At 72.9% G+C, this 26305-nt stretch carries 19 protein-coding genes and 2 pseudogenes; 11 read left to right on the top strand and 10 right to left on the bottom strand.

Features of this window, described 5'->3' with window-relative positions:
- Positions 1–89 precede the first annotated feature (89 nt).
- A pseudogene (locus KUM44_RS16185) lies at positions 90–1073 on the top strand (amino acid permease); the annotation flags it as partial.
- On the opposite strand, the gene KUM44_RS16180 reads toward KUM44_RS16185, so the two are convergent.
- The 4 genes from KUM44_RS16180 to KUM44_RS16165 form a co-directional block, all read right to left on the bottom strand.
- Complete coding sequence (locus KUM44_RS16180) at positions 1074–5774, bottom strand: hypothetical protein (protein ID WP_217208578.1); 4701 nt, start codon at positions 5772–5774, stop codon at positions 1074–1076. It abuts the pseudogene before it with no gap.
- A gap of 101 nt (positions 5775–5875) precedes the next feature.
- Positions 5876–6757 (bottom strand): hypothetical protein, encoded by an 882-nt coding sequence (locus KUM44_RS16175; RefSeq protein ID WP_217208577.1) that lies wholly within the window; start codon positions 6755–6757, stop codon positions 5876–5878.
- 31 nt (positions 6758–6788) lie between these two features.
- A complete protein-coding gene (locus KUM44_RS16170) occupies positions 6789–8315 on the bottom strand; it encodes a hypothetical protein (RefSeq protein ID WP_217208576.1) in 1527 nt (508 codons plus the stop codon).
- Positions 8316–8397: 82 nt separating this feature from the next.
- Positions 8398–9090 (bottom strand): GntR family transcriptional regulator, encoded by a 693-nt coding sequence (locus KUM44_RS16165; RefSeq protein ID WP_217208575.1) that lies wholly within the window; start codon positions 9088–9090, stop codon positions 8398–8400.
- Positions 9091–9219: 129 nt separating this feature from the next.
- On the opposite strand from KUM44_RS16165, the gene KUM44_RS16160 reads away from it, so the two are divergent.
- Genes KUM44_RS16160 through KUM44_RS16140 form a run of 5 tightly spaced genes read left to right on the top strand, consistent with a single transcriptional unit; the run spans position 9220 to position 13625 of the window.
- Positions 9220–10518 (top strand): MFS transporter, encoded by a 1299-nt coding sequence (locus KUM44_RS16160; RefSeq protein ID WP_217208574.1) that lies wholly within the window; start codon positions 9220–9222, stop codon positions 10516–10518.
- A complete protein-coding gene (locus KUM44_RS16155; protein WP_217208573.1) occupies positions 10515–11336 on the top strand; it encodes a putative hydro-lyase in 822 nt (273 codons plus the stop codon). The genes KUM44_RS16160 and KUM44_RS16155 overlap by 4 nt, the downstream gene beginning before the upstream one ends.
- A 50-nt stretch (positions 11337–11386) precedes the next feature.
- On the top strand, positions 11387–12145 hold the full coding sequence (locus tag KUM44_RS16150; RefSeq protein WP_217208572.1) for a LamB/YcsF family protein: 759 nt from the start codon (positions 11387–11389) through the stop codon (positions 12143–12145).
- On the top strand, positions 12142–12759 hold the full coding sequence (locus tag KUM44_RS16145; protein ID WP_217208571.1) for an allophanate hydrolase subunit 1: 618 nt from the start codon (positions 12142–12144) through the stop codon (positions 12757–12759). The genes KUM44_RS16150 and KUM44_RS16145 overlap by 4 nt, the downstream gene beginning before the upstream one ends.
- A complete protein-coding gene (locus KUM44_RS16140; protein WP_217208570.1) occupies positions 12756–13625 on the top strand; it encodes a biotin-dependent carboxyltransferase family protein in 870 nt (289 codons plus the stop codon). The genes KUM44_RS16145 and KUM44_RS16140 overlap by 4 nt, the downstream gene beginning before the upstream one ends.
- 199 nt (positions 13626–13824) lie before the next feature.
- Here KUM44_RS16140 and KUM44_RS16135 read toward each other — a convergent pair.
- From KUM44_RS16135 to KUM44_RS16115, 5 genes and pseudogenes are all read right to left on the bottom strand, one after another.
- Positions 13825–14673, bottom strand: a pseudogene (locus KUM44_RS16135) (SGNH/GDSL hydrolase family protein); the annotation flags it as partial.
- The gene (locus KUM44_RS16130) at positions 14670–15869 is read right to left on the bottom strand and encodes a glycosyltransferase (protein WP_217208568.1); all 1200 of its coding nucleotides are present in this window, start codon (positions 15867–15869) and stop codon (positions 14670–14672) included. The pseudogene KUM44_RS16135 and the gene KUM44_RS16130, both read right to left, overlap by 4 nt.
- On the bottom strand, positions 15866–16996 hold the full coding sequence (locus KUM44_RS16125; protein WP_217208567.1) for a glycosyltransferase family 1 protein: 1131 nt from the start codon (positions 16994–16996) through the stop codon (positions 15866–15868). Before KUM44_RS16125 ends, KUM44_RS16130 begins: the two co-directional genes overlap by 4 nt.
- A 197-nt stretch (positions 16997–17193) precedes the next feature.
- The gene (locus tag KUM44_RS16120; RefSeq protein ID WP_217208566.1) at positions 17194–18612 is read right to left on the bottom strand and encodes a HEAT repeat domain-containing protein; all 1419 of its coding nucleotides are present in this window, start codon (positions 18610–18612) and stop codon (positions 17194–17196) included.
- 301 nt (positions 18613–18913) lie between these two features.
- Positions 18914–19306, bottom strand: coding sequence for an ankyrin repeat domain-containing protein (locus tag KUM44_RS16115; protein ID WP_030054818.1), 393 nt, complete (start codon positions 19304–19306; stop codon positions 18914–18916).
- A gap of 347 nt (positions 19307–19653) precedes the next feature.
- Here KUM44_RS16115 and KUM44_RS16110 point away from each other — a divergent pair, with 347 nt between their 5' ends.
- Positions 19654–19848, top strand: a complete 195-nt coding sequence (locus KUM44_RS16110; protein WP_004002760.1) for a hypothetical protein — start codon at positions 19654–19656, stop codon at positions 19846–19848.
- Between the two features lie 40 nt (positions 19849–19888).
- A complete protein-coding gene (locus KUM44_RS16105) occupies positions 19889–21538 on the top strand; it encodes a hypothetical protein (RefSeq protein WP_217208565.1) in 1650 nt (549 codons plus the stop codon).
- Positions 21539–21642: 104 nt separating this feature from the next.
- On the opposite strand, the gene KUM44_RS16100 is transcribed toward KUM44_RS16105, so the two are convergent.
- On the bottom strand, positions 21643–23142 hold the full coding sequence (locus tag KUM44_RS16100; protein ID WP_217208564.1) for a PLP-dependent aminotransferase family protein: 1500 nt from the start codon (positions 23140–23142) through the stop codon (positions 21643–21645).
- A gap of 29 nt (positions 23143–23171) precedes the next feature.
- Between KUM44_RS16100 and KUM44_RS16095 the strand changes: the two genes are divergently transcribed.
- The 3 genes from KUM44_RS16095 to KUM44_RS16085 are packed head-to-tail and all read left to right on the top strand — an operon-like array spanning position 23172 to position 26117.
- A complete protein-coding gene (locus KUM44_RS16095; RefSeq protein ID WP_374202045.1) occupies positions 23172–23921 on the top strand; it encodes a YitT family protein in 750 nt (249 codons plus the stop codon).
- Positions 23918–24688: a glycerophosphodiester phosphodiesterase gene (locus KUM44_RS16090; RefSeq protein WP_217208563.1), complete on the top strand. Its 771-nt coding sequence runs from the start codon at positions 23918–23920 to the stop codon at positions 24686–24688. Before KUM44_RS16095 ends, KUM44_RS16090 begins: the two co-directional genes overlap by 4 nt.
- Before the next feature lie 55 nt (positions 24689–24743).
- A complete protein-coding gene (locus KUM44_RS16085) occupies positions 24744–26117 on the top strand; it encodes an MFS transporter (protein ID WP_217208562.1) in 1374 nt (457 codons plus the stop codon).
- Positions 26118–26305: the final 188 nt, after the last annotated feature.

The following is a 26305-nucleotide window of genomic DNA, read 5'->3' as shown; positions in this document are numbered from 1 at the left end:
GCCGTTCCACCGTGCCGCTACCGCCGGCTCAGGACCAGGTCGAGCGAACCGCCCCTGGAAGGGCACGTCATACGACGTCGACCGTCCCCGTCGTATTGATCGTCCTGTTCGCCGTCCACATCACCCGCGGCCCGCAGGTGGTCATGGAGACGAACGGCACCGGCGCGGGCTACGGCGCCGGCTATCTGGGCGCGTTCCTCGTGGCGTCACTGGCGTCCGCGTACGTCATGTACGGCTTCGACACGGCCTCCTCCCTCGGCGAGGAGTGCCTGGACCCGTCGCGCAACGCGCCACGTGCCATCATCCGCGCCATCGTGGCCTCGTTCGTCCTCGGCGGCCTGATCCTGCTGCTCGCGCTGATGAGCGTCTCCAGCCTGAACGGCGAGAAACTGTCGACGGACGGCCTCCAGTACGTCGTGCTCAACGTGCTCGGCCCCACGGCCGGCAAGGCGATGCTGTGGTGCGTGCTGATCGCCGTCACCGTGTGCGCCCTGGCGGTCCACACCGCGGCGATCCGGCTGGCGTTCGCGATGGCCCGGGACAACAACCTCCCGGCGTCCTCACGGCTGGCACGGGTCAGCCCGCGCTTCCAGACACCGATACTGCCGACCGTGATCATCGGCCTCCTGGCGCTCGCCATCCTGGTGGTCAACATCCGCCAGCCGCAGATCTTCACCGTCGTCACCAGCATCGGCATCATCATGATCTACCTCGCCTACCTCGGGGTCACCGCGCCGATGCTGGTGGCGCGACTGCGCGGCAAGTGGCAGCCGGCCGGCGACGGCAAGTTCTCCCTGGGCCGGTGGGGGCTGTTGGTCAACATCGTCGCCGTGGTGTGGGGCGCGGGCATGACCCTCAACCTGATCTGGCCGCGCGCCTCGGTCTACAACGCGACGGCTCCGTACCACTGGTATCTGCGGTGGGGCGCGGTGCTGTTCGTAGCGGTCATCGCGGGCGGCGGCTTCGCCTACTACTGGTTCGTCCAACGGCATCGGACGGGCGTCCTCGCCGAACACAGCCTGGAGACGACGGCCACGCCCGCCCAGGTCGACGTGTCGAAGGAGGACGTCTGATCAGCCGGCTGTCGCCGCGGGCCGCTTGTACATGCGCGTCGCCGTGATCTCGCTGTGCACCGCCTCCCCCGCCTGGGGCTGCTGGGGCAGTCCCGGGCGGAGGTGTTCCTCCACGCTGATGTACTTCAGGCCCGCCCTGAGGTCGGCGTCGTTGCGCAGTCGGATGACCAGCGGGAACTCGGCAAGCGCGGTCGTGTCGAACAGGCCGGTGGTGTAGAGGAGCTGGACGCCGAGCGCGTCCGACACGGCGCGCTGGAGTTCCAGCAGGTAGGTGGCGTTGGCACGGCCGATCGGGTTGTCGAGGAACAGGGTCCCGGCGTGCCGGTGCTTGTCCCGGCCCCGGTCGTTCGAACGCAGCGCGGCCATCGTGCAGTACAGGGCGATGGCCGCCGTGAGCAGCTGACCTCCCGAGAACACGTCGCCCATCTGCCCGACGGGTACGCGCTCGGCACGCAGCACGGCATCCGGCTTGAGGATCTCGACGGCTACGCCCTTCGGCTGAAGTGCCGCGGCAACGCCGCGCAGCAGCAGGGACATGCCGTCGCGTCGCAGGTCCGAGTTCTTCTTCACCGCGGCCCGGGTCGCCTCGTCGATGACCTCGCCCAGCCGTTCGGTGAGGGTGGCCTGGTCGGGCTCCTCGAAGCGGATGCGCAGGAACTCCTGCCCGGACCACTCGCCGAGGCCCTCGGGCAGCCGGGACAGCCGCTGGGCGGACCGCAGGGTCGTCAGCGCCGACTCGACCAGGCCCCTGAGCCGGTCCACGATCGAGTCGCGGTTGCGCTCCAGTTGCGCCAACTCGTCGGTGAGCACACGGAGTCGGGGCGCGAAGGCGTCCGCCCACTTCTGTGCGTGCTCGGGCAGCGCCGATGCGGGCAGCTCACGGATCTGCTGGCGGGCGGGGGTGCGGACCTGCTCGTAGCGCGTGGAGTTGGCGTGCCGTACGAGCACATCGCTCGCCTCGCGCACGGCGGCCTCGGCGGCGGAGAGGTCGGCGGCGCAGCCGCGCAGCGACCGGCGGGCCTCGGCGGCGGACTGCCGGGCCTCCTCCGGGTTGCCGGGGTACGGCTCGGGCGTCTCCTGTTCCTCGTCCGAGGTGTGCTCGCGCAGCAGGTCGCGCAGCATCGCGGCGATCTCGTCGAAGCCGCCTGCCGCGTCCTCGGCGGCGCGGTGCTCTTCGAGGAGCTCGGCGTGGGCCTCGCGGGCCTGTGTCAACGCCTCGGTGCGGGAGGCCAGTTCGGCGGTCGCGGTGCGCAGCAGGGCCTGCGCGTGCTCGGCGTCGCGCGGCTGGAGTTCCTCGGACAGCTCGGTATGTGCCTCGCCGCCCTCGGGCGCGTGCCGCTCGGCCTCGCCGCGCAGCCGCCCGAGCTGCTCGCTCGCGCTGGACATACGGGTCTCCAGGAGCTGGACGAGCTCCTCCGCGCGCGTGGCGGCCGCTTGCCGGGAGGGACCGTCGGAGCCGTCGGGCGACTGAAGGAGCTGCTCGGCCCGGGTACGGACCTTGTTGCTCAGCCGGTCCAGCTCCGCGCGGGCCGCGCTCTCGTCGCTCTCGGCCCGGGCCTGCTCGGCCCGCAGATCCGCGCCTACGCCGACCTTCTCGTACACCTGGGAGGCGGCCCGGTACGCCTCGCGCAGCGCGGGCAGGGACGACCTCGGGGCATCGGCGTCCGCGTCGGTGTCCGGTACGTCGTCGGGGGCGCCGGCGATCTCCGAGCGCTCGGCGCGCAGGGCACGCGCGGTGCGGCGCGCGTCATCGGCAGCGCGCTGGGCGGCACGGCGGTCCTCGTCGGCGGCCCGGGCACGCTCCAGGCACACCTGGGCGCGGGCCTCGGACTCGGTGGCCTCGTCGGCGAGTTCACGCAGCTTGACCTGCCAGCCGGCCCGCTCGCGCAGCCGGAAGGCCAGCCCGGCCAGGGCGTCGGCGGCGCGCCGGGCCTTTTGCGCGGCCTCCTGCCGCTCGTCGCGAACCTGGGCGGCCTCGGCGGCGGCTTCGTCGGCCTCGGCCCGCACGGTCCGCGCCTCGGCCAACTCGGCCTCGGACTCCTCGGCGAACGCGCGCGTGTCCCGGGCGGTCTGCGCCAGCTCGACCAGGTGGCCGGCCGGGCAGCCGGTCCGCCAGGAGGCGAGCCGCGCCGCCAGTTCCCGGTCCTTGCCGAGCCGGGCGGCGAGCGTCCGGATCTCCTCGTCCCGCTCGGTCGCCCGCGCGCGCAGCGCCTGCCGCTCCTCGTCGGCGGCATGCTCGTCGTGCATGGCGGGGTTCGGCGGCACGAGGAAGACGTCCCCGCTGTGCGCATCGGGCGCCGGGGTCGGGGCGAGCAGGGCTGCCGCCGTTCCGACCGCGACGGCCGACCGGGGCAGCAGCGCGGCGTCGCCGAGCGCCTCACGGGCACGCGCGTGCGTGTCGGGGTCGGTGATGATCACGCCGTCGACCAGTTCGGGCCGGGCCGCCAGTACGCGCGCGTGGTCGGCGGGGTCGACGGCCTGGGCGAGATAGCGCCAGCCGGGCAGGGCCGGGATGCCCTGTTCGCCGAGGAACTCCACGGTGGCCAGCACGTCCGGGCCGGGCGGCAGCAGCCCGCCGTCGCCGAGCGCACCCAGGATCCGGGAGTCGTCGGCGGCTGCCGTACGCAGCTCGAAGAGCTGCCGTTCGGCGGCGGAGACGGCGTCGTCGAGCAGTTCCCGCAGCTCGTCGGCGAACCGGTCCAGGTCCTCCGGCGTCAGGGCGCCTTCGCCGGCGGCACCCGAGGCGGCCTCCTGCGCGCCGTCGCGGGCGGTCGTGCTCCCCTTGCCGTCGTCACGACTGCGGGGTGCGGGCACGGCCCCGCGTCGCACACCGGATTCGGCGGCCTCCCCGAACTCACCGGTCAAACCGATCAGTTCGGCCAGCCGCTCCTCCGCCGCCAGCCCCTCGGCGAGACGGCGCTCGGCATCGTAGGCGCGCTCCGCAGCGGTTGCCGCGTCCGCCGCGCGGGCCGCCGTCAGCTCCGCGCGGGACTCGGTTGATGCCGCTTCGCGCGCGTGCTCCGCGGCTCGCCTGGATGCCTCGCGGGCGGTGTCCCAGGCGGCGACGGCCGTCTTCTCGGCGTCGCTCGCCGCGAGGGCCGCGCGGGCCGGGTCGGCGTCGGGCGCGCTGTCGTCGAGCCAGCCCGCGCGCACGGCCTCGGCGGTCTCCTGCTCGACCTCCGACAGCCGCTGCCGCAGATGCCCGACCTCGCTGCGGGCCCGCTGCGCCTCGGTGGCGGCGGCGGTGGAGTCCCGGTACGCGGAGTCGCTGACCTCCTGGAGGGAGGCGGACCGCTCCTCCTCCTCGTTGGCGAGTGCCTCGGCGCTCTGCGCGGCCGCTTGCAGGGCCCGTACGAGATCGACGGCGGCCTTGGCACGGGCGGCCAGCGCGGGGGCGGCGTCCCGCTCGGCCTCCTGGATCGCGGTGGCCACGCGCGCGACGCGGTCGGCGGCGGCGCGGTGTCGCAGCGCGGTCTCGGCTGCCTGCCAGGCGGAGTGCAGCGTGCGCGCCTCGGCGAGCTCGCGCTTCTGTGCGGCCGCCGTCTTCTCAGCCGCCGAGAGCGCCAACGAGGCGTGCCGGTAGGCGAGTTCGGCGGCGATCAGCGCGCTGCGCTCCCGCGCCGCCTCAGAGTGGGTGACGGCGTACGCGGCGGCGGTGACCCGCTGGGCGAGGTCGCCCGCCCGGACGCGCTCCTGGACTCCGCGCGCGGACAGCCGCCGGGCCAGGGTCCGGGTCCGCCGCTCGGCACCGGCGTGGATGTCACGCGCGCGTGAGCGGGTCTCGGCGACCTCGACGATCCGCCCGAGCAGGTCGACGGACCCGGCGGTGAAGTCCCGTTCGGCGATCAGCTCGGCACGCCGGCCCAGCTTGTTGCCGAAGCCGCTGACCAGGTCGGCGAGGCCGTCGGTGTCGCGGGTGTCCGTGACGGCCCGCAGCAGCAGGTCGGTGAAGTCGGAGTCCTTCTTGACCGCGAAGAGGCCGGCGGCCTCACCCTCGTCGGCGTTCATCTCCCGCTGGTAGCGGAAGAGTTCGGGGTCGAGGCCGAGGTCGCCGAGGTGCTCGATCCAGCGGTCGTGGATCTCCTCCCAGTGCACCTCCAGATGCGGATAGGCCTTGCCCGCCTCGGTGATGGCGTCCCGGAAGCCCTTCATGGTGCGGCGTCGGCCCTGGGCGCCCGACTGGCCCTCGACGGGCGGCCGTACGGCAGTGGACTCGGCGACGGGCAGGTTGTCCAGGCTCAGCCCGGGTCCGGGCCGGAAGGAGTACCAGGCCTCGGCGAACTTGCGCGGGTCGTTGGAGACCTGGCGTCCGCGCCACTCGCTGGCCTTGCCGACGACGACGCACTCGCCGGTGAGCGTGTGCTGCCACTCCAGCGCGACATGCCCGCAGTCGTCGGCGAGCAGGAACTTGCGCAGCACTCCGGAGCTGGCGCCGCCCAGGGTGTTGCGGTGGCCCGGCAGCATCACGGAGAAGATCAGCTTGAGCAGGACCGACTTGCCGCCGCCGTTCTCCAGGAAGAGCACCCCGGCGGGAGCGGGCCTGCGCGGCGGCCCTACGGGCTCCTCCTCGAAGAACTCCGCCTGCGTGGGCGCGGGATCGGGCACGGGCTCGCCCACACCGCGCAGGTCCAGCACGGTGTCGGCATAGCGCGCACCGGCCGGCCCGATGGAGTAGAGGCGGACCCGGGACAGCTCGTACATGGCGGACTCTCGTAAGTCTTCGGCTAGGTCTTGGGCGGATCAGGGACGTTCGGGGATTCAGGTGGAAGGGACTCGGGCGGGGGGATTCAGGAGCCGGGGACTCAGGCGGAGTGGAACGGCAGCCCGGCGTCGGCCACCAGCTCCAGATCGTCCGTGTCCTCGGCGGCCAGCAGCGTCGGCGTGCCGTCGGTGACCGGGACCACGCCCAGCTCCAGCAGTTCGGCCATGGCGGCGCTGCCCGCCATGTCACGCACCTGGAGTTGGTAGCGGGCCGTGGTGCGGTACGTGCCGCCGTTGTCGTCGCCGGTGCGCTGGAGGAAGCCGGAGTCGGTGAGGAAGGCGGCCGCCTTGCCGACGATGCCGGTGGTGGAACCGGCGAGTCTGCGCGCGTCCTTGGTGGCGCCGGTCGCGCTGCGTCTCACCCAGATCCGCCAGGCGGCCTCGAGACCGGGCGCGTCCGTCGCCGGGTCGGTGTTCTCACCCTGTTCGTCGGCGCGCTCCTCCAGCCGCCGGCAGGCCTGCCGTACGAAGGCGTCGACGCCGTTGACCGTGACGCGCCCGATGTAGCCGTCGTCGGCGAGGTCCTCGGGCCGAGGGAACGCCATCGCGGCGATGGCGAGATGGGCCAGGCCGTGCAGGAAGCGGTCGCTGCCGTCGGCGGAGGTACGACGCGCGTAGTCGCCCATGCGGACGGCGAACACGGAGTCCTCGGCGGCCGTCACGGCCATCCCCGCGCGCGGGGACACCTCCAGCACGACCAGTCCGAGCCCGGCGGCCACGGCGTCCGCGAGCCGCGCGAACGGCGGGTCCTCGCGGTAGCGCCGCAGCAGTTCCGCGTACTCCTGGTCCCGCGCGGGTTGCAGCTTCGGCTGGAGGCCGAAGGCGACCAGCCGGGCCGCGTCGGCGGCGTCGGCGGGGGTGACGGCGGCGGTCGCCGACGGGGCAGGGGCCTCCGCGTCACTCCATTCGACGTGCTCGCTCACGGTCGGTGCTCCTTGCTGCGCTGTTGCTCACTCATGCCGCTTCCGTCCTGTCCGCCGCCATCCCGGCCGCGTCCAGCAGGGCCGTACCGACGATGAGGTCGGCTCCGCCGAACTCGGGATCGTCCAGCTCTGTCCCGTCGTCCACGGCGAACAGCAGCTTCTCCTCGCCCTGCCGATAGGCCGTGCCGACCGGCGGGCTGGCCGCGTGAACGGCCAGCAACGCGACGAGATACGGCAGATCGGGGTCCTGTCGACGCGCCTGGGCCAGCAGCCCGGACAGTCTGCGCGGCGCGTCGGCCGGCAGGTCCAGCAGATCCATCGCCGCGGCCAGCTGCTCCTCGCTGAACCGGCTGTCGTCCGGCGTCGCGACGAGGTCCGGCTCGGGCATCTCGGCGCCCAGGTGCTCCCGCTCCACGGGCGGCGTCAGCAGTATGTCGACGAGGTCACCGACCCGCACCGACACCGGCGTGCGCAACCCGGTCCCGCGCGCGAAGAAGGCGTCCGTGACCCGGACGGACTGCTCCAGGGGCAACGGCAGGACGGGGGCGAGGAGATGGCCGTAGAGGTCGATCCCCGACGTCGTCATCGGCGTCGCGAAGGCCTGTCGGTCCTGTTCGGCGCGGAAGAGCGGTCCGGCCTCCAGCAGCCGCGACTGCAACTGCGTGTGCCGTCGGATGCAGTCCTTCACGATGTCGACCAGCTCGGCGGCGCGCCGCTTTTGCTCCGGGCCCTCGGTCTCGTCGCGGGCCTTGCGGATGTTGGTGAGGATCGCGTTCTCGTGGCGGTAGCGGTCGGCGACGTGGTCGAGGGCCTCGGCGATCATGTCCGGCACCGCGTTCAGCCAGTCGACCGCGCGGACGTTGCGGCGGGTCGCGTCCAGGGCCCTGCGGAGCGTCTCCGAGTACTGCACGGTCCGGTACCGGGCCTGCTCGGCGGCCAGCTGCGCGTCGGCGAGGCGGCCGCGGTTGATCAGCACCTCCAGCTTGACCTCGGCGGCGATCTGGGCGCTGGTGACGTCGGTGTCGAGGGCGCCGACGAGGACGTTGACCGCCTCGTCGGTCGTGCGGAGGTAGACGGTGCCGCCCGGCCCCGGCACCTCCTCGATCAGCTTGAAGTCGTAGTCACGGCGGACATAGCTGCCGTCCGGCGCGAACGTGCCGTAAACGGCACGGAAGCCGCGGTCCACGCTGCCGACGTTGATCAGGTTCTCCAGGACCCAGCGGGCCACCCGCTCGTGCTCGGCGACGGGGCGCTGCGGGGCCTGGGCGGCGATGCGCGGGATGAGGCGGGCGACGATCTCGTCGTGGTCGGCGCCCGTGTCGAAGTCCATGTTCAGTGTGACCAGGTCGATGGCGGCGAGGGCCACCTCGGCCATGCCGTACACCGAGTACTCGCCGGCGAGGTTGGCTTTGCGGGTGTCGAGGTCGTGCAGCGGCGCAGTGCACGCGAGCGCACGCAGCCGCCGCGCCAGCCCCTCGTCGGCGGCCGGGCCCGGAGCCGGGCGCGGCCCCGCGCTGAGCTGGGGCGGAACACGGTCCGTCGATGCAGGCGAAGTCACGGTGCACAGACTAGGTCCTGGGTCTGACATCGGCCCAAACGTCGGCGCTCCACCGGGGGAGCCGCAGTGGCAGGTCCCGCGGCTACGGGGCGCTCACGCGTCGCCGGTAGACCTCCACCACCCGCTCCAGCGAATCGTCGAGATAGACCGCGAGCAGCTTCTCGGCCTCGCTCCTGTCCCCCGCCTCCAAGGCCCTCAGGATCTCCCGGTTGCGCGCGAGGTACGGCTCGTGCAGCCGCCGCGGATCGTCCACCACATGAAAGGCCAGGCGCAGCTCCGCGAAGACGCTGCGCATCAACTCGTCCGTGCGGGCGCTCCCCGCGAGGGAGACCAGCTCCCGGTGGAAGTGGATGTTGGCGGTACCCAGCCCTTTCCAGTCACCTTCACGCGCCGCCCGCTGCCCCTCGTCGACGGCATCGGCGAGGCCGTCCAGGGCATGCGGCGGCTCGCCGAGGCCCCGTACGACGGCGCACTCGACGAGCCGGCGCGTCCGGTAGATGTCCTCGACGTCCTCCACGGTCAGGACCCGTACGAAAACGCCCCGGTTCAGCTCGTGCACCAGCAGCCGTTCATGGGTGAGCAGCCGGAATGCCTCGCGCAGTGTGTTGCGGGACACACCGAGCGCCCCTCCGATGCTGTCCTCCGACAGCCGGGTGCCGGGTGGGAAGAACCCTTCGGCGATACGGCTCCTGAGGATGTCCGAGACCCGCTCCGCGGTGCTCGTGCGGCCCAGGAGGGCACGGTCGTCGGCCAGTCCGCCCAGCTGCTCTGCCATGCCCGGAATTCAACCGCAGACACGAGAACGAAACAACAGGGGTATTGAAGGATCGTTCAACGATCCTCTACCTTGCTGCTCACCGTTCAGCTCAGCCCCGCACCCTCCGTCCCTCTCTGCGAGGTGCCCATGAGCACGACCCCTCCGCCGCAGGCGCTGCCCGACGCCCACTCCTCCGCTGACGAACGCGCCGCCGACGACGGCGCGTTGGCCTGGCTGCGCGCCCTGGGGCCGCGCGGCCGGCGCGCCTTCGCGGGCGCTTTCGGCGGCTATGCCCTGGATTCGTACGACTACTTCACGCTGCCGCTCAGCATGGTCGCGCTCGCCGCGTACTTCGGCCTGGACAGCGGCCAGACCGGTCTGTTCACCACCGTCACGCTGGTGGTCTCGGCGATCGGTGGCGCCCTCGCGGGTGTGCTGGCCGACCGGATCGGCCGGGTCAGGGCGCTGATGATCACGGTCGTCACCTACGCCGTCTTCACCGTCGCCTGCGGCTTCGCGCCCAACTACGAGACTCTGCTGGTCTTCCGCGCCCTCCAGGGCCTCGGCTTCGGCGGTGAGTGGGCGGTCGGCGCGATCCTGGTCGCCGAGTACGCGAGCGCCAGGCACCGGGGCCGGACCCTCGGCGCGATCCAGAGCTCCTGGGCCGTCGGCTGGGCGCTGGCCGCGATCATGTACACACTGGTCTTCTCGCTCGTCGACGACGACCTGGCCTGGCGCGTGATGTTCTGGACCGGTGCGCTGCCCGCCCTGTTGGTCATCTGGATGCGACGCCGGGTGCACGACGCGCCGGAAGCGGTCGCCGTACGCGAACAGAGCCCGCAGAAGGGTTCGTTCGCGGCCATCTTCAAGCCCGGCCTGCTGCGGACGACGGTCTTCGCGGGGCTGCTCTCCACCGGTGTCCAGGGCGGCTACTACACCCTGGCCACCTGGGTGCCGACGTATCTGAAGACCGAGCGCGACCTGTCGGTCGTCGGCACGGGCGGCTATCTGACGTTCCTGATCTCGGGCGCCTTCATCGGATACCTGACCGGCGGTTACCTCACCGACCGGCTGGGCCGCCGCCGCAACATCTGGCTGTTCGCACTGCTGTCGGCCATCTGCATCCTCGCGTACGCGAACATCCCGGACGGCGCCAACACCCTGCTCCTGGTGCTCGGTTTCCCGCTCGGGTTCTGCATGTCGGCGATCTTCAGCGGTTTCGGGTCCTACCTGAGCGAGCTGTACCCGACGGCGGTGCGCGGTACGGGACAGGGCTTCACGTACAACACCGGCCGTGCGGTCGGCGCCGTCTTCCCCACCACGGTCGGCTTCCTGGCCGACAGCTGGGGCGTGGGCGGCGCGCTGGTCTTCGGGGCGATCGGTTACGGCATCGCCGCCCTGGCGCTGCTCGGGCTGCCGGAGACGCGTGGGAAGGAGCTGGCGTGAACCGCACGGACGACCGCCCGGTCGCTCTCGTCGAGGAGCACGCGCACGCGTGGAGCCCGAAAACGGCACGCACCCGCTTCCGGAAGGGCCTCACGGGCCCCACGGCCGGGGTCGCGGCGGGCCACACCCAGGTCAACCTGATCTCGGTACCCGCCGACTGGGCGTACGACATGCTGCTGTTCTGCCAGCGCAACCCCAAACCCTGCCCGGTCCTGGACGTCACGGACGCCGGTTCGTGGACGACCGTCCTCGCCGAGGGCGCCGACCTGCGCACGGATCTGCCGCGCTACCGGGTGTGGCGGGACGGCGAGTTGGTCGACGAGCCGACGGACGTGCGCGCGCACTGGCGCGGTGATCTGGTGTCGTTCCTGATCGGGTGCAGCTTCACCTTCGAGTGGGCGCTGATCGCGGCGGGCGTCCCGATCCGCCATGTCGAGCAGGGCCGCAACGTGCCGATGTACGTGACCAGCCGTCAGTGCCGTCCGGCGGGGCGACTGCGCGGCCCGCTGGTGGTGTCCATGCGCCCGGTGCCGCCGGCCCACGTGGCGGCGGCGCTGAGGGAGACCGGCCTCCTCCCGGCGGTGCACGGCAGCCCCGTGCACTGCGGTGATCCGGCCGCCCTGGGCATCGCCGACCTGGGCCGCCCCGACTTCGGCGATCCGGTGGACGCCGGGCCGGACGACATCCCGATGTTCTGGGCGTGCGGAGTGACCCCGCAGGCCGCCGTGATGGCCTCGCGGCCGCCGTTCGCCATCACCCACGCGCCGGGCCAGATGTTCCTCACCGACGCCCGCGACGAGCGGTACCGCGTCGCCTGACAGCCGTCCGGCACGAGACATCGCCGGACAGACGAGACACAGAAGGAACCATGACCTCGATCGATCTGAACGCCGACCTCGGCGAGGGCTTCGGCCGCTGGCAGCTCACCGACGACGAACGCCTGCTGTCCGTCGTCACGAGCGCCAACGTGGCCTGCGGCTTCCACGCCGGGGACGCGGCCACCATGCGGCGGGTGTGCGAGCAGGCGGCCGGGCGCGGCGTACGGATCGGCGCCCAGGTCTCCTACCGGGACCTGGCGGGGTTCGGGAGGCGCGCGATGGACGTGCCGCCCGCCGAGCTGGCGGCCGAAGTGGCCTACCAGATCGGCGCCCTGGAGGTGTTCGCGCGAGCGGCGGGCACGCGCGTGTCGTACGTCAAGCCGCACGGCGCGCTCTACAACCGGGTCGTGCACGACGAGGAACAGGCCGGCGCGGTCGTCGACGGTGTGCTCTTGGCGGACGCCGCACTGCCCGTGCTCGGGCTGCCGGGCTCGCGGCTGCTGGAGCTGGCGGCCAAGGCCGGACTCCCGGCCGTCACGGAGGCGTTCGCGGACCGTGCGTACACCGAGCAGGGCACCCTCGTGCCGCGTGGCCAGGACGGCGCCGTGGTCACCGACCCGGATGCCGTCGTGGAGCGCTCGGTGGGGCTGGCCCGCGGGGGCGTGGTCGCCTCCCATTCGGGGGCCCCGGTCGAGGTACGCGCGCGTTCCCTGTGCCTGCACGGGGACACGCCCGGCGCCGTCGAGCTGGCCCGCCGGGTGCGGGCGCGGCTGGAGGAGTCGGGTGTCCGGGTGGAGGCCTTCGTATGAGGGCACTGCCCGTCGGCGACGACGCCCTGCTCGTCGAGGTGGCCTCGGGCGAGGAGGCCCAGGCGCTGCACGCGGAACTGCTGCGCCGCCGCGCGGCGGGCTCGCTGTCGGTGCGCGAGATCGTCCCCGCGGCCCGGACCGTCCTGCTCGACGGCCTCGCCGACCCGGCCCGCCTGGCCTTCGAACTGACCACCGCCGCGGTGCCGCCCGCTCCCCCACGCGCGCGTGAGGTCGTCGAACTCCCGGTGCGCTACGACGGCCCCGACCTCACCGACGTGGCCGCGCAGTGGGGCGTCGCCCCGCGCGAAGTGGCCCGTATCCACGCGGACACCGAGTTCAGCGTCGCCTTCTGCGGCTTCGCCCCCGGGTTCGGCTATCTGACCGGCCTGCCGCCGCGCTACGACGTCCCGCGCCGGGCCACCCCGCGCACGGCCGTCCCCGCAGGCGCGGTGGCGCTGGCGGGCCCGTACACGGGCGTGTACCCGCGCTCGTCGCCGGGCGGCTGGCAACTGATCGGCACCACGGACAGCGTGCTGTGGGACCACACACGTGTGCCGGCCGCGCTGCTGTCGCCGGGCACGCGCGTGCGCTTCGTTCCGGTGGGGAGCTCATGACCGACCGCGCGCTCGGCGTCGTACGCGCCGGAGCGCTCACCACCGTGCAGGACCTCGGCCGCCCCGGACACGCCCACCTGGGCGTGCCCCGCTCGGGCTCGCTGGACGGGCCGGCGGCGGCGCTGGCCAACCGGCTGGTCGGCAATGCCCCGGAGGCCGCCGTACTGGAGACCACGCTCAACGGCTGTGCCGTGCGGCCCCGTTCGACGGTGACCGTGGCCGTCGGCGGCGCGCCCTGCCGCGTCACGGTCGACGGACGCCCGGTCGCCTGGGGTGCTCCGGTGCGCGTGCCCGCCGGTGCGCTCCTGGACGTCGGCGTGGCCGTGTCGGGCGTACGGAGCTACGTGGCCGTCTCCGGCGGCATCGCCGTCGAGCCGGTCCTCGGCAGCCGCTCCAAGGACCTCCTGTCCGGCCTCGGCCCACCGCCCCTCACCGACGGCACGGTGCTCCCCCTGGGCCTGCCGACGCGGCTCCACACGCGCGTGGACGTCGCCCCGCAGCCGGCACCGCCCGTCGAACTCGTCCTTCGCGTGACGCCCGGCCCGCGCGACGACTGGTTCACCCCGGCGGCCGTGCGCGCCTTCACCTCCCGCGTCTTCCGCGTGTCCCCCGCGAGCAACCGCATCGGGCTGCGCACCGAGGGTCCCGCCCTGGAACGGGCGATCACCCGCGAACTCCCCAGCGAGGGCGTCGTCCTGGGCGCGGTCCAGGTCCCGCCCGACGGCCGTCCGGTCGTGTTCCTGGCCGACCATCCGACGACGGGCGGCTACCCGGTCATCGCCGTCGTCCGCGCTGCCGACCTCCCGGCCGCCGCGCAGGCGGTACCGGGCACCCCGGTGCGCTTCGTGGCCGTACGCCGTCGCTGAACGCCTCTCTCCGCCGCGCACGCGTGCGCTACGCCGCCTCCGGGGCGGGTTGCTGCCCCGGAACCGAACGCGGTCCCGGTACCGACAAGCCCTCCGGCAGGGGCCACTGCCCCGGTACCGACCGGGGCTCCGGTACGGGCCGCTCCAGCACGGGCCGCTCGATCACCGACCGAGGCCCCGGCACAGGCGGCCGCTCCAGCGCGGCCCGCTGCTCCGGCAACGGCACCGCCAGCGAGGCCAGCGCCACGGACACCGACTGCGCCGCGCGCAGGTCGAGCCGGCCGCAGGTGCCCTTCGCACGGTGCCGCATCTCGATGGCGGCGAGGCGCAGCAGCTGGGGCAGCAGGTCGTTGCAGCGCCGGATCACCCAGGCGGTGCCGGCGGTGGCCAGCCACAGCAGGCTCGCCGACCTGGTGGGCGGCGGGAACTCGGGCTCCACCGAAGGCGCGGCCCCGGTCGCGATGCCCCGCTTGGCCAGAATCGCGTGGAAGCGCGAGGCCAGTTGCCGGTGCCCACGCTCCCCGGGATGCAACCGGTCCGAGCTCCACATCGCGCGGTCGCCGATCCAGTCGTCGTCGACGGCGTGCAGATGTACCGCCCCGTACCGCTCGGACAGCGTGTGGACCACCGTGTTGACCGCCCGCTGCCGTCGGGCCAGCGGGGCGCCCAGCACCCCCGGCAGCCCCAGCATCGTGCCCGGGTCGGGCAGACAGGCCGTGAGCAACGCGGTGCCCTGCCGGGCGAAGGACGCGTAGACCTTGTCGAGGCGTTCGGCGATCTTCTCGATGTCGTAGGTGCCGCGCAGGGTGTCGTTGACGCCCACGACCACGGACGCGACCTGCGGGCACAGCGCCAGCGCGGCGGGCAGCTGGGTCTCCAGCACGTCCCGTGTCTGTGCCCCGCTGACCGCCAGGTTGGTGAACTCTGCGGAGGGTTCGGACAGCCCGGCGGCGAGCAGCGCGGCCCAGCCGCGCCACCCGTCCCCCACGGGATCGCCCACGCCCTCGGTCAGCGAGTCCCCGAGGGCGACGTACCGCAGCGGTCTCATGCCGCGCCCTCCGCACGCGCGAAGGGACGCACCGGCACCGCCGCGTCGTGCGCGGTGAGGAAGGCGTCCACCGCCGTGCCCCACCCGAAGCACTCCGCACGCGCGCGTGCCGCCTCCCGGCGCTCGCGCTCGGGTCGGTCGAGCAGCATCTCCACGGCGTCCGCGAAGGCGTCCCCGTCGTTGGCCGCGGTGGCCCCGGCGGAGCCGATCACCTCGGGCAGCGCGGACGACGAGCTGGCCACGACAGGAGTGCCGCAGGCCATGGCCTCCAGTGCGGCGAGCCCGAACGTCTCGGCGGGGCCGGGGGCCAGGCAGATGTCGGCGGAGGCCTGGAGCGCGCCGAGCAGGCTGCGGTCGGCGACATGCCCGAGGAAGGTCACCGGCAGGTCGCGCTCCTGCGCCCGCTGTTCGAGCCGCGCCCGCAAAGGGCCGTTTCCGGCCACCACGAGCACCGCGCGCACACCGCGTCCGCGCAGCGACTCCAGGGCGTCCAGCGCGGTGCCGGGCCGCTTCTCCACGGAGAGCCGGGAGCACATCACGAGGAGCTTCTCGTCGGCACGCGCGTGTGTCTCGCGCAGCGCCGCGTCGCGCAGGGTGGGACGCCGGTTCATCAGATCGACGCCCAGCGGGGCCCGTACGACGTTGCGGGCGCCGATCCGCACGAACTCCCGCTCGGCGAACTCGGTGGTGCACACGACCTTCGAGTAGGTGTGGGCCGTACGGACGTTGAGGGCGTCTGCGGCGCGGCGGGAGAGGTTCTCCGACAGGCCCCAGGTGCGCAGCACTCCGTCGGCGGTCTCGTGGGAGACCATCACGGCGGGGACCCGGGCCCGGCGGGCCCACCTGCCGGTCCAGCGCAGCGTGGTGCGGTCGGAGACCTCCAGGCGGTCGGGGGCGAGCTCCTCCAGGAGGGCCGCGACCCGCCGCTTGTCGATGAGCACGCGGTAGCCGCCGGTGCCGGGGAGCATCGGGCCGGGCAGGGTGATCACGCGGCCCTGCTCGGTCTCGCAGTCGCCGTACTTCTCGCCCGGCACGACAAGGACCGGGTCGTGGCCCGCCAGCTTGAAGCCCTTGCCCAGCTCGCGCAGCGCGGTCCGCAGCCCGCCTGAGGCGGGGGCGACGAAGTTCGCCAGCCGGACGATGCGCAACGAGGCGTTGACCGGCGTGTTCGTGGAAGTGTTCACCGAGCTGTTCATACCGCCACCGCCGGCCTCCGTGCCTTCAGCACGGCCTCGTAGTGGGTGATCAGTTGGTCGCCGATGGCCGCCCAGGTGCGCCCCTCGACCGTGGCACGCCCTGCGGCCCCGTACGCGGCCCGCAGCGCGGGGTCGGCGGCCAGGGACCGTACGGCGTCCCGTACGGCGTCGGCGTCGCGCGGCGGCACCAGGAGCCCGGTGCGGCCGTGGTCGACCAGGTCCAGCGGTCCGCCGGCGGCGGGCGCGACGACGGGCACGCCGCTCGCCATGGCCTCCTGCACGGTCTGGCAGAAGGTCTCGAACGGACCCGTGTGGGCGAAGACGTCGAAGGAGGCGAAGATCCGGGCGAGGTCGTCGCCGCCGCGGCGGCCCAGGAAGACCGCGCCGGGCAGCGCCTCGGCGAGGGCGGGCTGACTCGGCCCGTCGCCGACGATCACGACCTTCACGCCCGGCAGGCCGCACACGCCGGAGAGCAGGTCGATGTGTTTCTCGGGGGCGAGCCGGCCGACGTAGCCGACGATGGTCTCGCCGTTCGGGGCGAGTTCGCGGCGCAGTGCCTCGTCCCGGAGTCCGGGGCGGAAGCGCGCGGTGTCCACGCCGCGTGCCCACAGCTGGAGCCGGGGCACCCCGTGGGTCTGAAGGTCGTTCATGGACGCGCTGGACGGGACGAGGGTGAGGTCGGCGGCGGAGTGGACGGAGCGTATGCGCCGCCAGGCCGCGGCCTCGCCGGCGCCCATGTAGGTGCGGGCGTATCCGGCCAGGTCGGTCTGGTAGACGGCGACGGCGGGGATACCGAGCCGGGCGGCGGCGGCCATGCCGCGCACGCCGAGGACGAAGGGGCTGGCCAGGTGCACGATGTCGGGCTGGTGCTGGATCAGCGCGGCGGCGAGGCGCCGGCTGGGGAGCGCGACCCTGACCTGGGGATAGCCGGGGAGCGGGAGGGAGGGGACATGGACGACGGGACAGGGCGCCAGGGCGGCGGCCGCCTTGTTACCGGGAGCGGGGGCCGGGGCGACGACGATGGGGGCGTGACCGCGATCGACGAGGTGTCGGGCGGTCTGGAGCGCGCAGTGGGCCACGCCGTTCACATCGGGGGGAAAGGATTCGGTCACGATGACTACACGCATACCGGTGTTGTCGCCGTGCTGGACGTGGCCGCGTCAAAGTGGATCTTTCCGAACGACAAACGTCCCATGAGCGTTCCGCGGCGCCCCCGAGCGGGTCAGGTCATGTCCATGCACGCCTGACCCGCAGGTCACCCGGAGTTCACCCGGCGGGCGGATCTCCGCGACATTCACAGCGCGGACACATGCCCGCCCGCGGGTCAGCCGGAGGTCGTGTCCGGCCCGATGCGGCTGCGTACGGCCGTCTGCACCTCGGCCTCCTCGGCCGGATCGGCGGCCAGCCGGCGCAGTCGCTCGACGACGCGTGTGTCACCGGTCTCGGCGTGCCGGGCGGCGATCTCGCGGGTGGTCTCCTCGCAGTCCCAGAGGCACTCGACGGCGAAGCCGGACGGGAAGGAGGGGTCGGTGGCGGCCAGGGCACGGGCGGTGCGGCCGCGCAGATGGGAGGAGGCGGTCTCGCGGTAGATATGGCGCAGGACCGGGGCAGCGCAGACGATGCCGAGCCGTCCGGTGCCGTCGACGAGGGTCCACAGCGTCGGGGCGTCGGGGCCCTCGCCCCGTACGGCCTCCCGTAGTGCCGCGAGGACCAGGTCCTTGTCCTCGGCCCCGCCCCGGCAGGCGAGCATGCGCCCGGCGGCGGCGCCCAGCGGATCGGGCCGTCCGGCCCAGCCACGCGCGCGGTCCACGGCGGCGACGCTGCGCATCCGCTCGAAGGCGTCGACGGCGGCCTCCACGACGGCCGACGAGCCGGTGATCACAGCCGCCTCGATCAGGTCGGGGGCAGCGGGATCATTGCTGTCCGCGAGGTAGCGCAGGGCGGTGCAGCGGGCGCCGTCGGTGCCGTCCTTGGCCGCGGCGACGATGTCGGGCCGGTCCTCGGGGCCCGCGACGGCCATCAGGCACCGCGCGGCGGGCACATGGAGCGCGACTCCGCGCTCGATGCCCTGCTGGGCCCACTCGAAGACCGCCTGCACGCTCCACCCCGGACGGGGCCCGGTAGGTCGCATCTGCCGCTGCCAGCGGTCGAAGCAGCCGGCCTCGTGCGCGGCACGCACACGCGTGGCGATCGATTCGCGCGGATCCTCCGCCCACAGCCGCCACGGCCGTGGCTCAAAAGCATCGCGTACGGCGGCGGCGAGCTCGGCCTCGCCCTCGGGATCGGCCGGGAAACGCGCGAGGACGGGCGCGGCGAGGGCACGCAGCCCCGCGTCGTCGTCCCTGAGTGCCAGCTCGTCCAGAGCCCAGGCCCAGTTGGCGCCCGTGGCGGCGTACCTGCGCAGCAGTTGGAGCGCGTCCCGCCTGCCGTAGGAGGCGAGGTGGCCGAGGACGGCCAGAGCCAGCCCCGTACGTGACTCCTCGGTGTCGAGGACGTCCTCGACGTCGAAGAGGTGCGCCTCGATCTCGTCCAGCTCGCCGTTCAGGTCGAGGAAGAGACGGGCGTAGTACAGGGAGCGGTTCTCCACCTGCCAGTCGTGGCGGGGGTCCCGCAGCACACAGTGGTTCAGGGCCGCGAGCGCCTCGGCGCGCGGGGCGGTGAGCGCGTGCAGTGTGCCGTCGCCGCGACCCCGCTGAAGCAGGCCGAGCAGCGTACCGCTGGGCGCTATGACCGGTTCGAACATGGGAAACAGCCTCACATCAAGCGTCGACGCAACCGGGGTTCTTGCTTCACCTGGCCGCGTGACAACACGTCGGGGCGCCCGCCGTTTCCTGCTTGCTGTAGACCATCTTCCTCTGCCTCTCGTCGGTGGCCCATGCGGACCGCATCACGGCCCGCGCGGTGCGGCAACACCTGCCCAGCCATCGCGTCCGTGAATCACGACGTCATGATGACTCGGCACTTCCGTCTGCCGCGACCGAAATTTCGGCGGCCCTGTACCGCCTCCCCCGTTTTCCGTGTTCTTGCTGGTCAGATCACTCGGATCAGTGTGCGCCGAACAGCTCGAGCAGTTCGGTCTTGCCGAACATGCGGGCCGTGTCGACGGCCGAGGGGGTGCCCGCGGCCGGGTCGGCGCCGGCCTCCAGAAGGACCTTGATCACTTCCGTCTCCCCCTTGAAGACGGCACCGGCGAGCGGTGTCTGCCCCCGGTCGTTGACACGGTCGCCCTCGGCACCCCGGGCGAGGAGGGCGCGGACCGCGTCGGCGTGGCCGTGATAGGCGGCGAGCATCACGAGGGAGTCGCCGCGGTCGTTGGTGAGGTTGGCGGGAACGCCCGCGTCGACGTACGCCACGAGCGCCTCGGTCTGCCCCTGCCGGGCCAGATCGAAGATCTTGGTCGCCAGCTCCACGACCTCGGGGTCGGGGGCATCAGTCATCGGCCGGACCGCCTCTCACTACGAACACGGGGACTGCGGGAACTGCGGGAACTACTGGTACTGCGGGAACTGCTGGTGAGCACCGGGTACGACCGGCGAGCGGTGTCGGCCGTACGAGTGATTCGCCAGGGTACTGGCTCGCGCGGCACATGACCCGATGCGCCCGCGGAAAAGATCATCGCAGACACTGCCGGACGCAACACCCAAGCTCAGCCGTGCAAGGACACTCCGCCAACAGTAGGAAATCTGCCGAATTTCACCCAGTTGCACCTTTTATCGTATGGATACATCCTGTGAGCCTGGAAGTACTCATGGTGACTGTCCCCACCCAAACCAGGAGCACTCACATGATCCTCTCCATCTCAGGCGTCGTACTGCTCGGCATCGTCGTCTTCATCTTCTTCCGCAAGGACGGGCTGAAGGCGTCCCACGCCCTGATCTCAGCCCTGTTCGGCTTCTATCTGGCCAGCACGGCCATCGCCCCGAGCATCAAGGCCGGCGGCGAGAGCCTGGCGAGCCTCCTGGGCGGCATCCAGTTCTGACGCCGCCCGTCCAGCCCGTACGCACCTCCAGGAGACAGCAGTGGCCCGCCGCCCCCTCCCCCGCATCCTGAGCACAGGCAGCGCGCAGATCGCCCGAAGCCGGGAGCTGGCCCGGGCGCAGCTCACCCGAAGCCGGGAACTGGCCCGGACGGCGAGCGACAGCGCCTCTGACGTCCTCCATCCGCTGATCACGATCACCCGCGGTCTGCGCCGGCTGGCCTCGGCCGGGCGGCGCAGGTGGGCCGACACCCCCAAGGACAAACGCGGACCGCTGCTGTTCCTGGTGGCCTCGGTGATCCTGGTCGTGGCGCTCGTGCCGTACGGGCCGCTGCTCGCCGTCATCACCCTGATGGCGGCGGCAGCCTGGCAGGGCAGGGATCGCGAACCGGCCACGCCCGACGGGCCCGACGAGTCCCAGACGGAGCGGCTGAGATCGCTGTACGAGGCGCTGGTCCCGTACTTCTCCGCCGCCGACGACCCCGCGCCGCTGTACACCCACGGCGGCGAGTGGGAGAAGGCCTTCCCGGAGTACGAGTTCGACGGCACGAGCCGGATCAGCAGTCTTCTGGTCCGCTACCCGGCCTACTTCACCGACGGCGAGGCGGCGGCCCGCGCGCGGATCGAGCACCTGCTGACGGCGAAGTCCGGCCGCGGCCGGGAGTACCACTTCGCCTGGGACGAGGAGGGCAACGAGCTCGCGGTGAGCGTCCTCGCGCCGCTGCCCACCGACATCGCCGCCCAGCGCTTCGTCACGGCCCCCGGCGAAACCGTCCTCGGCTTCACCGACCCCACCCTGGTCCAGCGCATGCTGCCGCTCACCCACGGCGCTCAGCAGCGCGACGTACCGCCGGTCGTCTGGCGCACCGGCATCCGCTCCACCGAGCCCCATCTGCTGGCCCTGGGCCAGCCGGGCAGCGGCACCTCGACCCTGCTGCGCTCCATCGCCCTCCAGGCCCTTCAGTACGGCGACGTGGTCATCGTCGAGGGCGGCGGCACCGGCGAGTACGCGTGCCTGACCGGCCGGGACGGCGTCCTGGCGGTCGAGTGCGGGCTGGCCGGAGCGCTGGCGAGCGTGGAGTGGGCGGCGACGGAGACGGAGCGGCGCCTGATCGCCGTGAACCGGGCCCGCCAGGCGGGCAACCCGCCGCCGGAGGACACCAAGCGGCCGCTGTGGATCCTCCTGGACCGCCCGACCGCCTTCTCCCATCTCGCCGCCGCGGACAACCGCAAGGACCCGCAGTCCCTGCTCCAGGTCCCGCTCCGGCACGGCCGTGCTGTGGGCGTCACGGTCGTCGTGGCCGAGCAGTGGGACGGCCTGGACGCGCTGAGCGACGCCGTGCGCCAGCACACACGCGCGCGTGTCGTGCTCGGCCCCGCCACGGCGGAGCAACTGCGGACGGCCCTGGGCGCTCCCCCGCACACCACTCCGGTCGCCGACGTCCCGCCCGGCCGCGGCTACGCCCGTCTGGGCACCGGCCCGGTCCACCGCCTCCAGGTCCCGGCGACCCCGGACCCGTACGACGACGCGACCAGCGACGCACACCGGCAGGCCGTCCTGGAACTGCTGCCGGAGCGGACGACGCCGGTGGAGGCGGAGACGCTGGGCCGGCTGGAGAAGGCGGACCAGGAGCCGGAACCGGTACCTGCGGAAGCCGTGGTGGCGGAGGCCGTGGCGGCGGAGACTTCGTGACCCGGGCGGCGTGCCGGGCGGCGTGCCGGGTGGCGTGCCGGGTGGCGTGAGGCACCGGCCCGCCCCCGCTGCCACCCCGGCGCCCGGCCCTCACCCCGGGCGCATCACGCGACGAACGGCCGCGTCGACTCCCCCGCCCCGGTCGCCCCGCTCTCCACCAGCCGCGCCGCCGCCCCCAACCGCGCCGCGGCCTCCTCCGCCACCGCGCCCCCCACGGTGAACGGCAGCCGCACATACCCCTCGAAGGCCCCGTCCACCCCGAACCGGGGCCCGGACGGCACCCGGACCCCCACCCGCTCCCCGACTTCCGCGAGCCGCGAGCCCGACAGGCCGCCCGTCCGGACCCACAGCGTGAGCCCGCCCCGCGGCACCTCGAACTCCCACCCGGGCAGCTCCCGCCGCACCGCGGTGACGAGCGCGTCCCGGTTCTCCCGGGCCTGCCCCCGCCGCAGCTCCACCGCCTGCTCCCAACCCCCCGTACCGAACAGCCAGTTCACGGCCAGCTGCTCCAGGACGGGCGTGCCCAGATCGGCGTACGCGCGCGCGGCCACGAGACTGCGGATCACGTCCGGAGCCGCCCGTACCCAGCCGATCCGCATCCCCGCCCAGAAGGCCTTGCTGGCCGACCCGACGGTGATGACGGTCGACCCCGCGGGGTCGAAGGCGCACACCGCGCGCGGCATCTCCACGTCCGGGTCGAGCCACAGCTCGCTCATCGTCTCGTCGGCGACCAGCACCGTCCCCGCCGACCGCGCCGCGTCCACCAGCCGCCGCCGCTGGTCCTCGTCGGCCAGCGCCCCGGTCGGGTTGTGGAAGTCGGCGACGACATAGGCGAGCCGGGGCGCCGCCTCCCGCAGCACCTGCCGCCACCGGTCCACGTCCCAGCCGGCCAGCCCGTCGGCCATGGCGACGGGCACGAGCCGGGCGCCCGCCTCCCGCATCAGCTGGAGGATGTTGGCGTAGGACGGCGACTCGACCGCGATCCGCTCACCACGGCCCGCGAACAGATGACAGATCGCGTCCATGGCGCCCATGGCCCCGGTCGTCACCATGATCTGCTCGGGCATGGTCGCGATCCCGCGCGCCGAGTACCGGTCGGCGATCATCGCGCGCAGCGCCGGCAGCCCGGCCGGATAGTCGCCGTGGGTGTGGGCGTACGGGGGCAGTTCCTCCAGGGCGCCCTGGACGGCACGGGTCAGCCAGGGCTCGGGCGCGGGCAGCGCCGCGGTGCCCAGGTCGATCATCGAGCCCAGCGCCTCGGGCGGCAGCGGCTCCAGACCACGGGCGGGCAACGGGTTCCCGGCCGGTACGGCCGTCCAGCTCCCGGCCCCGCGTCGCGACTCCAGGAACCCCTCGGTGCGCAGCGCCTCGTACGCGGCGGCCACGGTCGTGCGGCTCACCGACAGGGCGAGGGCCAGTTCCCGCTCGGCGGGCAGCCGCGCGGCGACCGGTACGCGCCCCTCCAGGACGAGCAGTCGGATGCCGTCGGCCAGGGACCGGTACGCGGGCGGGCGCTTGGTGCCGGGGCCGGCGGGGCGGTCCTGCTGGGAGGTGAGCAGCCGGGCGAGCTGCGCGGCCCCCACCGCGGAAGTCCACTGCGCCATGATTCCAGTCCACCTTCCCCAAATTGGCCATGGAAGGCGCCGCCTCCCAAGCCACAGGGTGTCATGCATCAGTCCACTACCACCACAGGGGGCACGTCTTGTCCACGCAGGGGCATCCCACGAAACGGCTCACGCACGGACATCTCATACGGCGGCTGTCACAGCTCTACGTCGGGCTCGCGCTGTACGGCGCGAGCTCGGCACTGCTCGTCGAGGCGGGTCTGGGCCTGGAGCCCTGGAACGTGCTGCACCAGGGCCTCGCCGAACGCACCGGCCTGACGATCGGCGTCGTGTCGATCATCGTCGGCGCGGCAGTGCTGCTCCTGTGGATCCCGCTGCGCCAGCGCCCGGGCCTCGGCACCGTCTCCAACGTCTTCGTGGTCGGCCTCGCCATGGACGGCACGCTCGCTCTGCTTCCCGAGGCCCACACCCTGACCGTACGGATCCCCCTCCTCCTGGCCGGTATCGTGCTCAACGGCCTGGCCACCGGCCTCTACATCGCCGCCCGCTTCGGACCCGGCCCCCGCGACGGCCTGATGACCGGCCTGCACCAGCGAACCGGCCGCTCGATCCGCCTGATGCGCACGGCCGTCGAGGTCGCGGTCGTCGTAACCGGCTTCGCGCTGGGCGGCACGGTCGGCGCCGGCACGGTCCTCTACGCGGTGTCCATCGGCCCGCTCGCCCAGCTCTTCCTGCGCGTGTTCGCCGTCCCCTCGGCATCGGACGGCAGCACGGTCGTTGCCACCGGGCAACCCCGGGGGGCGATACTGCGTCCGTGAGCACCACGCGGATACGCCACCCCTACCTCGACCACCCCGGCCCGATCCCCTTCGCCCACCGGGGCGGTGCGGCCGACGGCCTGGAGAACACCGTGCTTCAGTTCCGGCGCGCGGTCGACATGGGCTACCGGTACATCGAGACCGACGTCCACACCACGCGCGACGGCAAGCTCGTCGCGTTCCACGACTCGACGCTGGACCGGGTCACGGACGGGGCGGGCCGGATCGCGGACCTGCTCTGGGACGACGTACGGCACGCGCGCGTGGCGGGCAGGGAGCCGGTGCCCCTCTTCGAGGAACTCCTGGAGACCTTCCCCGAGGTCCGCTGGAACGTCGACCTCAAGGCCGAGCCGGCGCTCCACCCCTTCCTGGAGCTGATGGAGCGCACCGGCGCCTGGGACCGCGTCTGCGTCGGCTCCTTCTCCGAGGCCCGCGTCATCCGCGCCCAGCGCCTGGCCGGACCGCGCCTGGCGACGTCGTACGGCACCCGGGGCGTCCTCAACCTGCGGCTGCGCTCCTGGGGCGTCCCGGCCGCGCTGCGCCGCTCGGCGGTCGCCGCCCAGGTGCCCGAGGCCCAGTCGGGGATCCAGGTGGTGGACCACCGCTTCGTTCGGGCCGCCCACGCGCGCGGGCTTCAGGTGCACGTGTGGACCATCAATGATCCCGAGGTGATGCACCGGCTCCTGGACCTGGGAGTCGATGGCATCATGACCGATCACATCGACACACTGCGCAAGGTCATGGAGGACCGCGGCGTCTGGGTCTGACCCCCGCCCCCGCCCCCAGCCGCGCACGGGATCATCACGGGGAAGCGAGGGCGCGGTGGGCACCGGAACCGTGCGGACAGAGCCGGCCGACGAGGCCGCCGGACGCCGGCGCGAGCAGCGCGGCTGGTACTTCTACGACTGGGCGTGCTCCGTCTACTCGACGAGCGTGCTCACCGTGTTCCTGGGCCCGTATCTGACGTCGGTCGCCGAGGAGGCGGCGGACGCGGACGGGTTCGTCCACCCCTTGGGCATCCCGGTGCGCGCGGGGTCGTTCTTCGCGTACTCGGTGTCCCTGTCGGTGATCGTGGCCGTCCTGGTGATGCCCCTGGTGGGCGCGGCGGCCGACCGCACCGGCCGCAAGAAGCCCCTCCTGGCGGCCGCCGCCTACACGGGAGCCACGGCCACCACGGCCATGTTCTTCCTGGACGGCGACCGCTATCTGCTCGGCGGCGTGCTCCTGATCGTCGCGAACGCGGCCCAGTCGGTCGCGATGATGCTCTACAACTCCTACCTCCCGCAGATCGCCCCGCCCGAGGAGCGCGACGCGGTCTCCTCCCGCGGCTGGGCCTTCGGCTACGCGTCGGGCTCCCTCATGCTGATCGTGAACCTGGTCCTGTATCTGGCGCACGACTCCTTCGGCGTCTCCGAGAGCACGGCGGTCCGCATCTGCCTCGCCTCGGCCGGCCTGTGGTGGGGCGGCTTCGCCCTGATACCGCTCCGCCGGCTGCGCGACCGCCGCGCCCGGAGCGAGGCGGGCGAAGAGGCACCGGCCGGGAAGAAGCAGGCCGCCATGGGCTTCCGGCAGCTCGCGGCAACCATCCGCGACATGCGCCGCCATCCGCTGACGCTCGCCTTCCTCCTCGCCTACCTGATCTACAACGACGGCATCCAGACGGTCATCTCCCAGGCCTCGATCTACGGCTCCGAGGAACTCGGCCTCGGCCAGTCGACGCTCATCGGCGCCGTACTGCTGGTCCAGGTGCTGGCCGTGGTGGGAGCGCTGACGATGGGGCGGCTGGCTCGGACGTACGGCGCGAAGCGGACCATTCTCGGCTCGCTGATCGCGTGGACGGTGACGCTGGCGGCCGGGTACTTCCTGCCGGCCGGGGCACCGGTGTGGTTCTTCGTGCTGGCCGCCGGCATCGGGCTGGTCCTCGGCGGCAGCCAGGCCCTGTCCCGGTCCCTGTTCTCCCATCTCGTTCCGCCGGGGAAGGAGGCCGAATACTTCTCGGCGTACGAGATGAGCGACCGCGGCATGAGCTGGCTGGGCCCACTGCTGTTCGGGCTCACCTACCAGCTGACCGGAAGTTATCGAGACGCGATCATCTCCCTCGTGGCCTTCTTCGTCCTCGGATTCGCCCTGCTCGCAAGGGTTCCGGTGCGCCGGGCGATCAGCGAGGCGGGCAATCCGGTGCCGAACACGATTTAGCGTTCCGAGTGAAAGGGCGGTAGTGTACGCGTTTGGCCTGCCAGGCGTACCGTTACTGCGCGTCAAAGATGCCGAAACGCTGGGTTACATCTGCTAGCAGATGTGACAAACCGGGCGCTGGTGGGTACGACATTGGTCAGCAAGGCTGCGGCTACGACGGCGACGCATCACCCGGAACGGGACACGGA

Origin of the sequence: Streptomyces sp. AC550_RSS872 (assembly GCF_019049285.1) — a bacterium.
Classification (GTDB): Bacteria; Actinomycetota; Actinomycetes; order Streptomycetales; family Streptomycetaceae; genus Streptomyces.
This window is presented reverse-complemented; position numbering and strand designations above follow the sequence as displayed.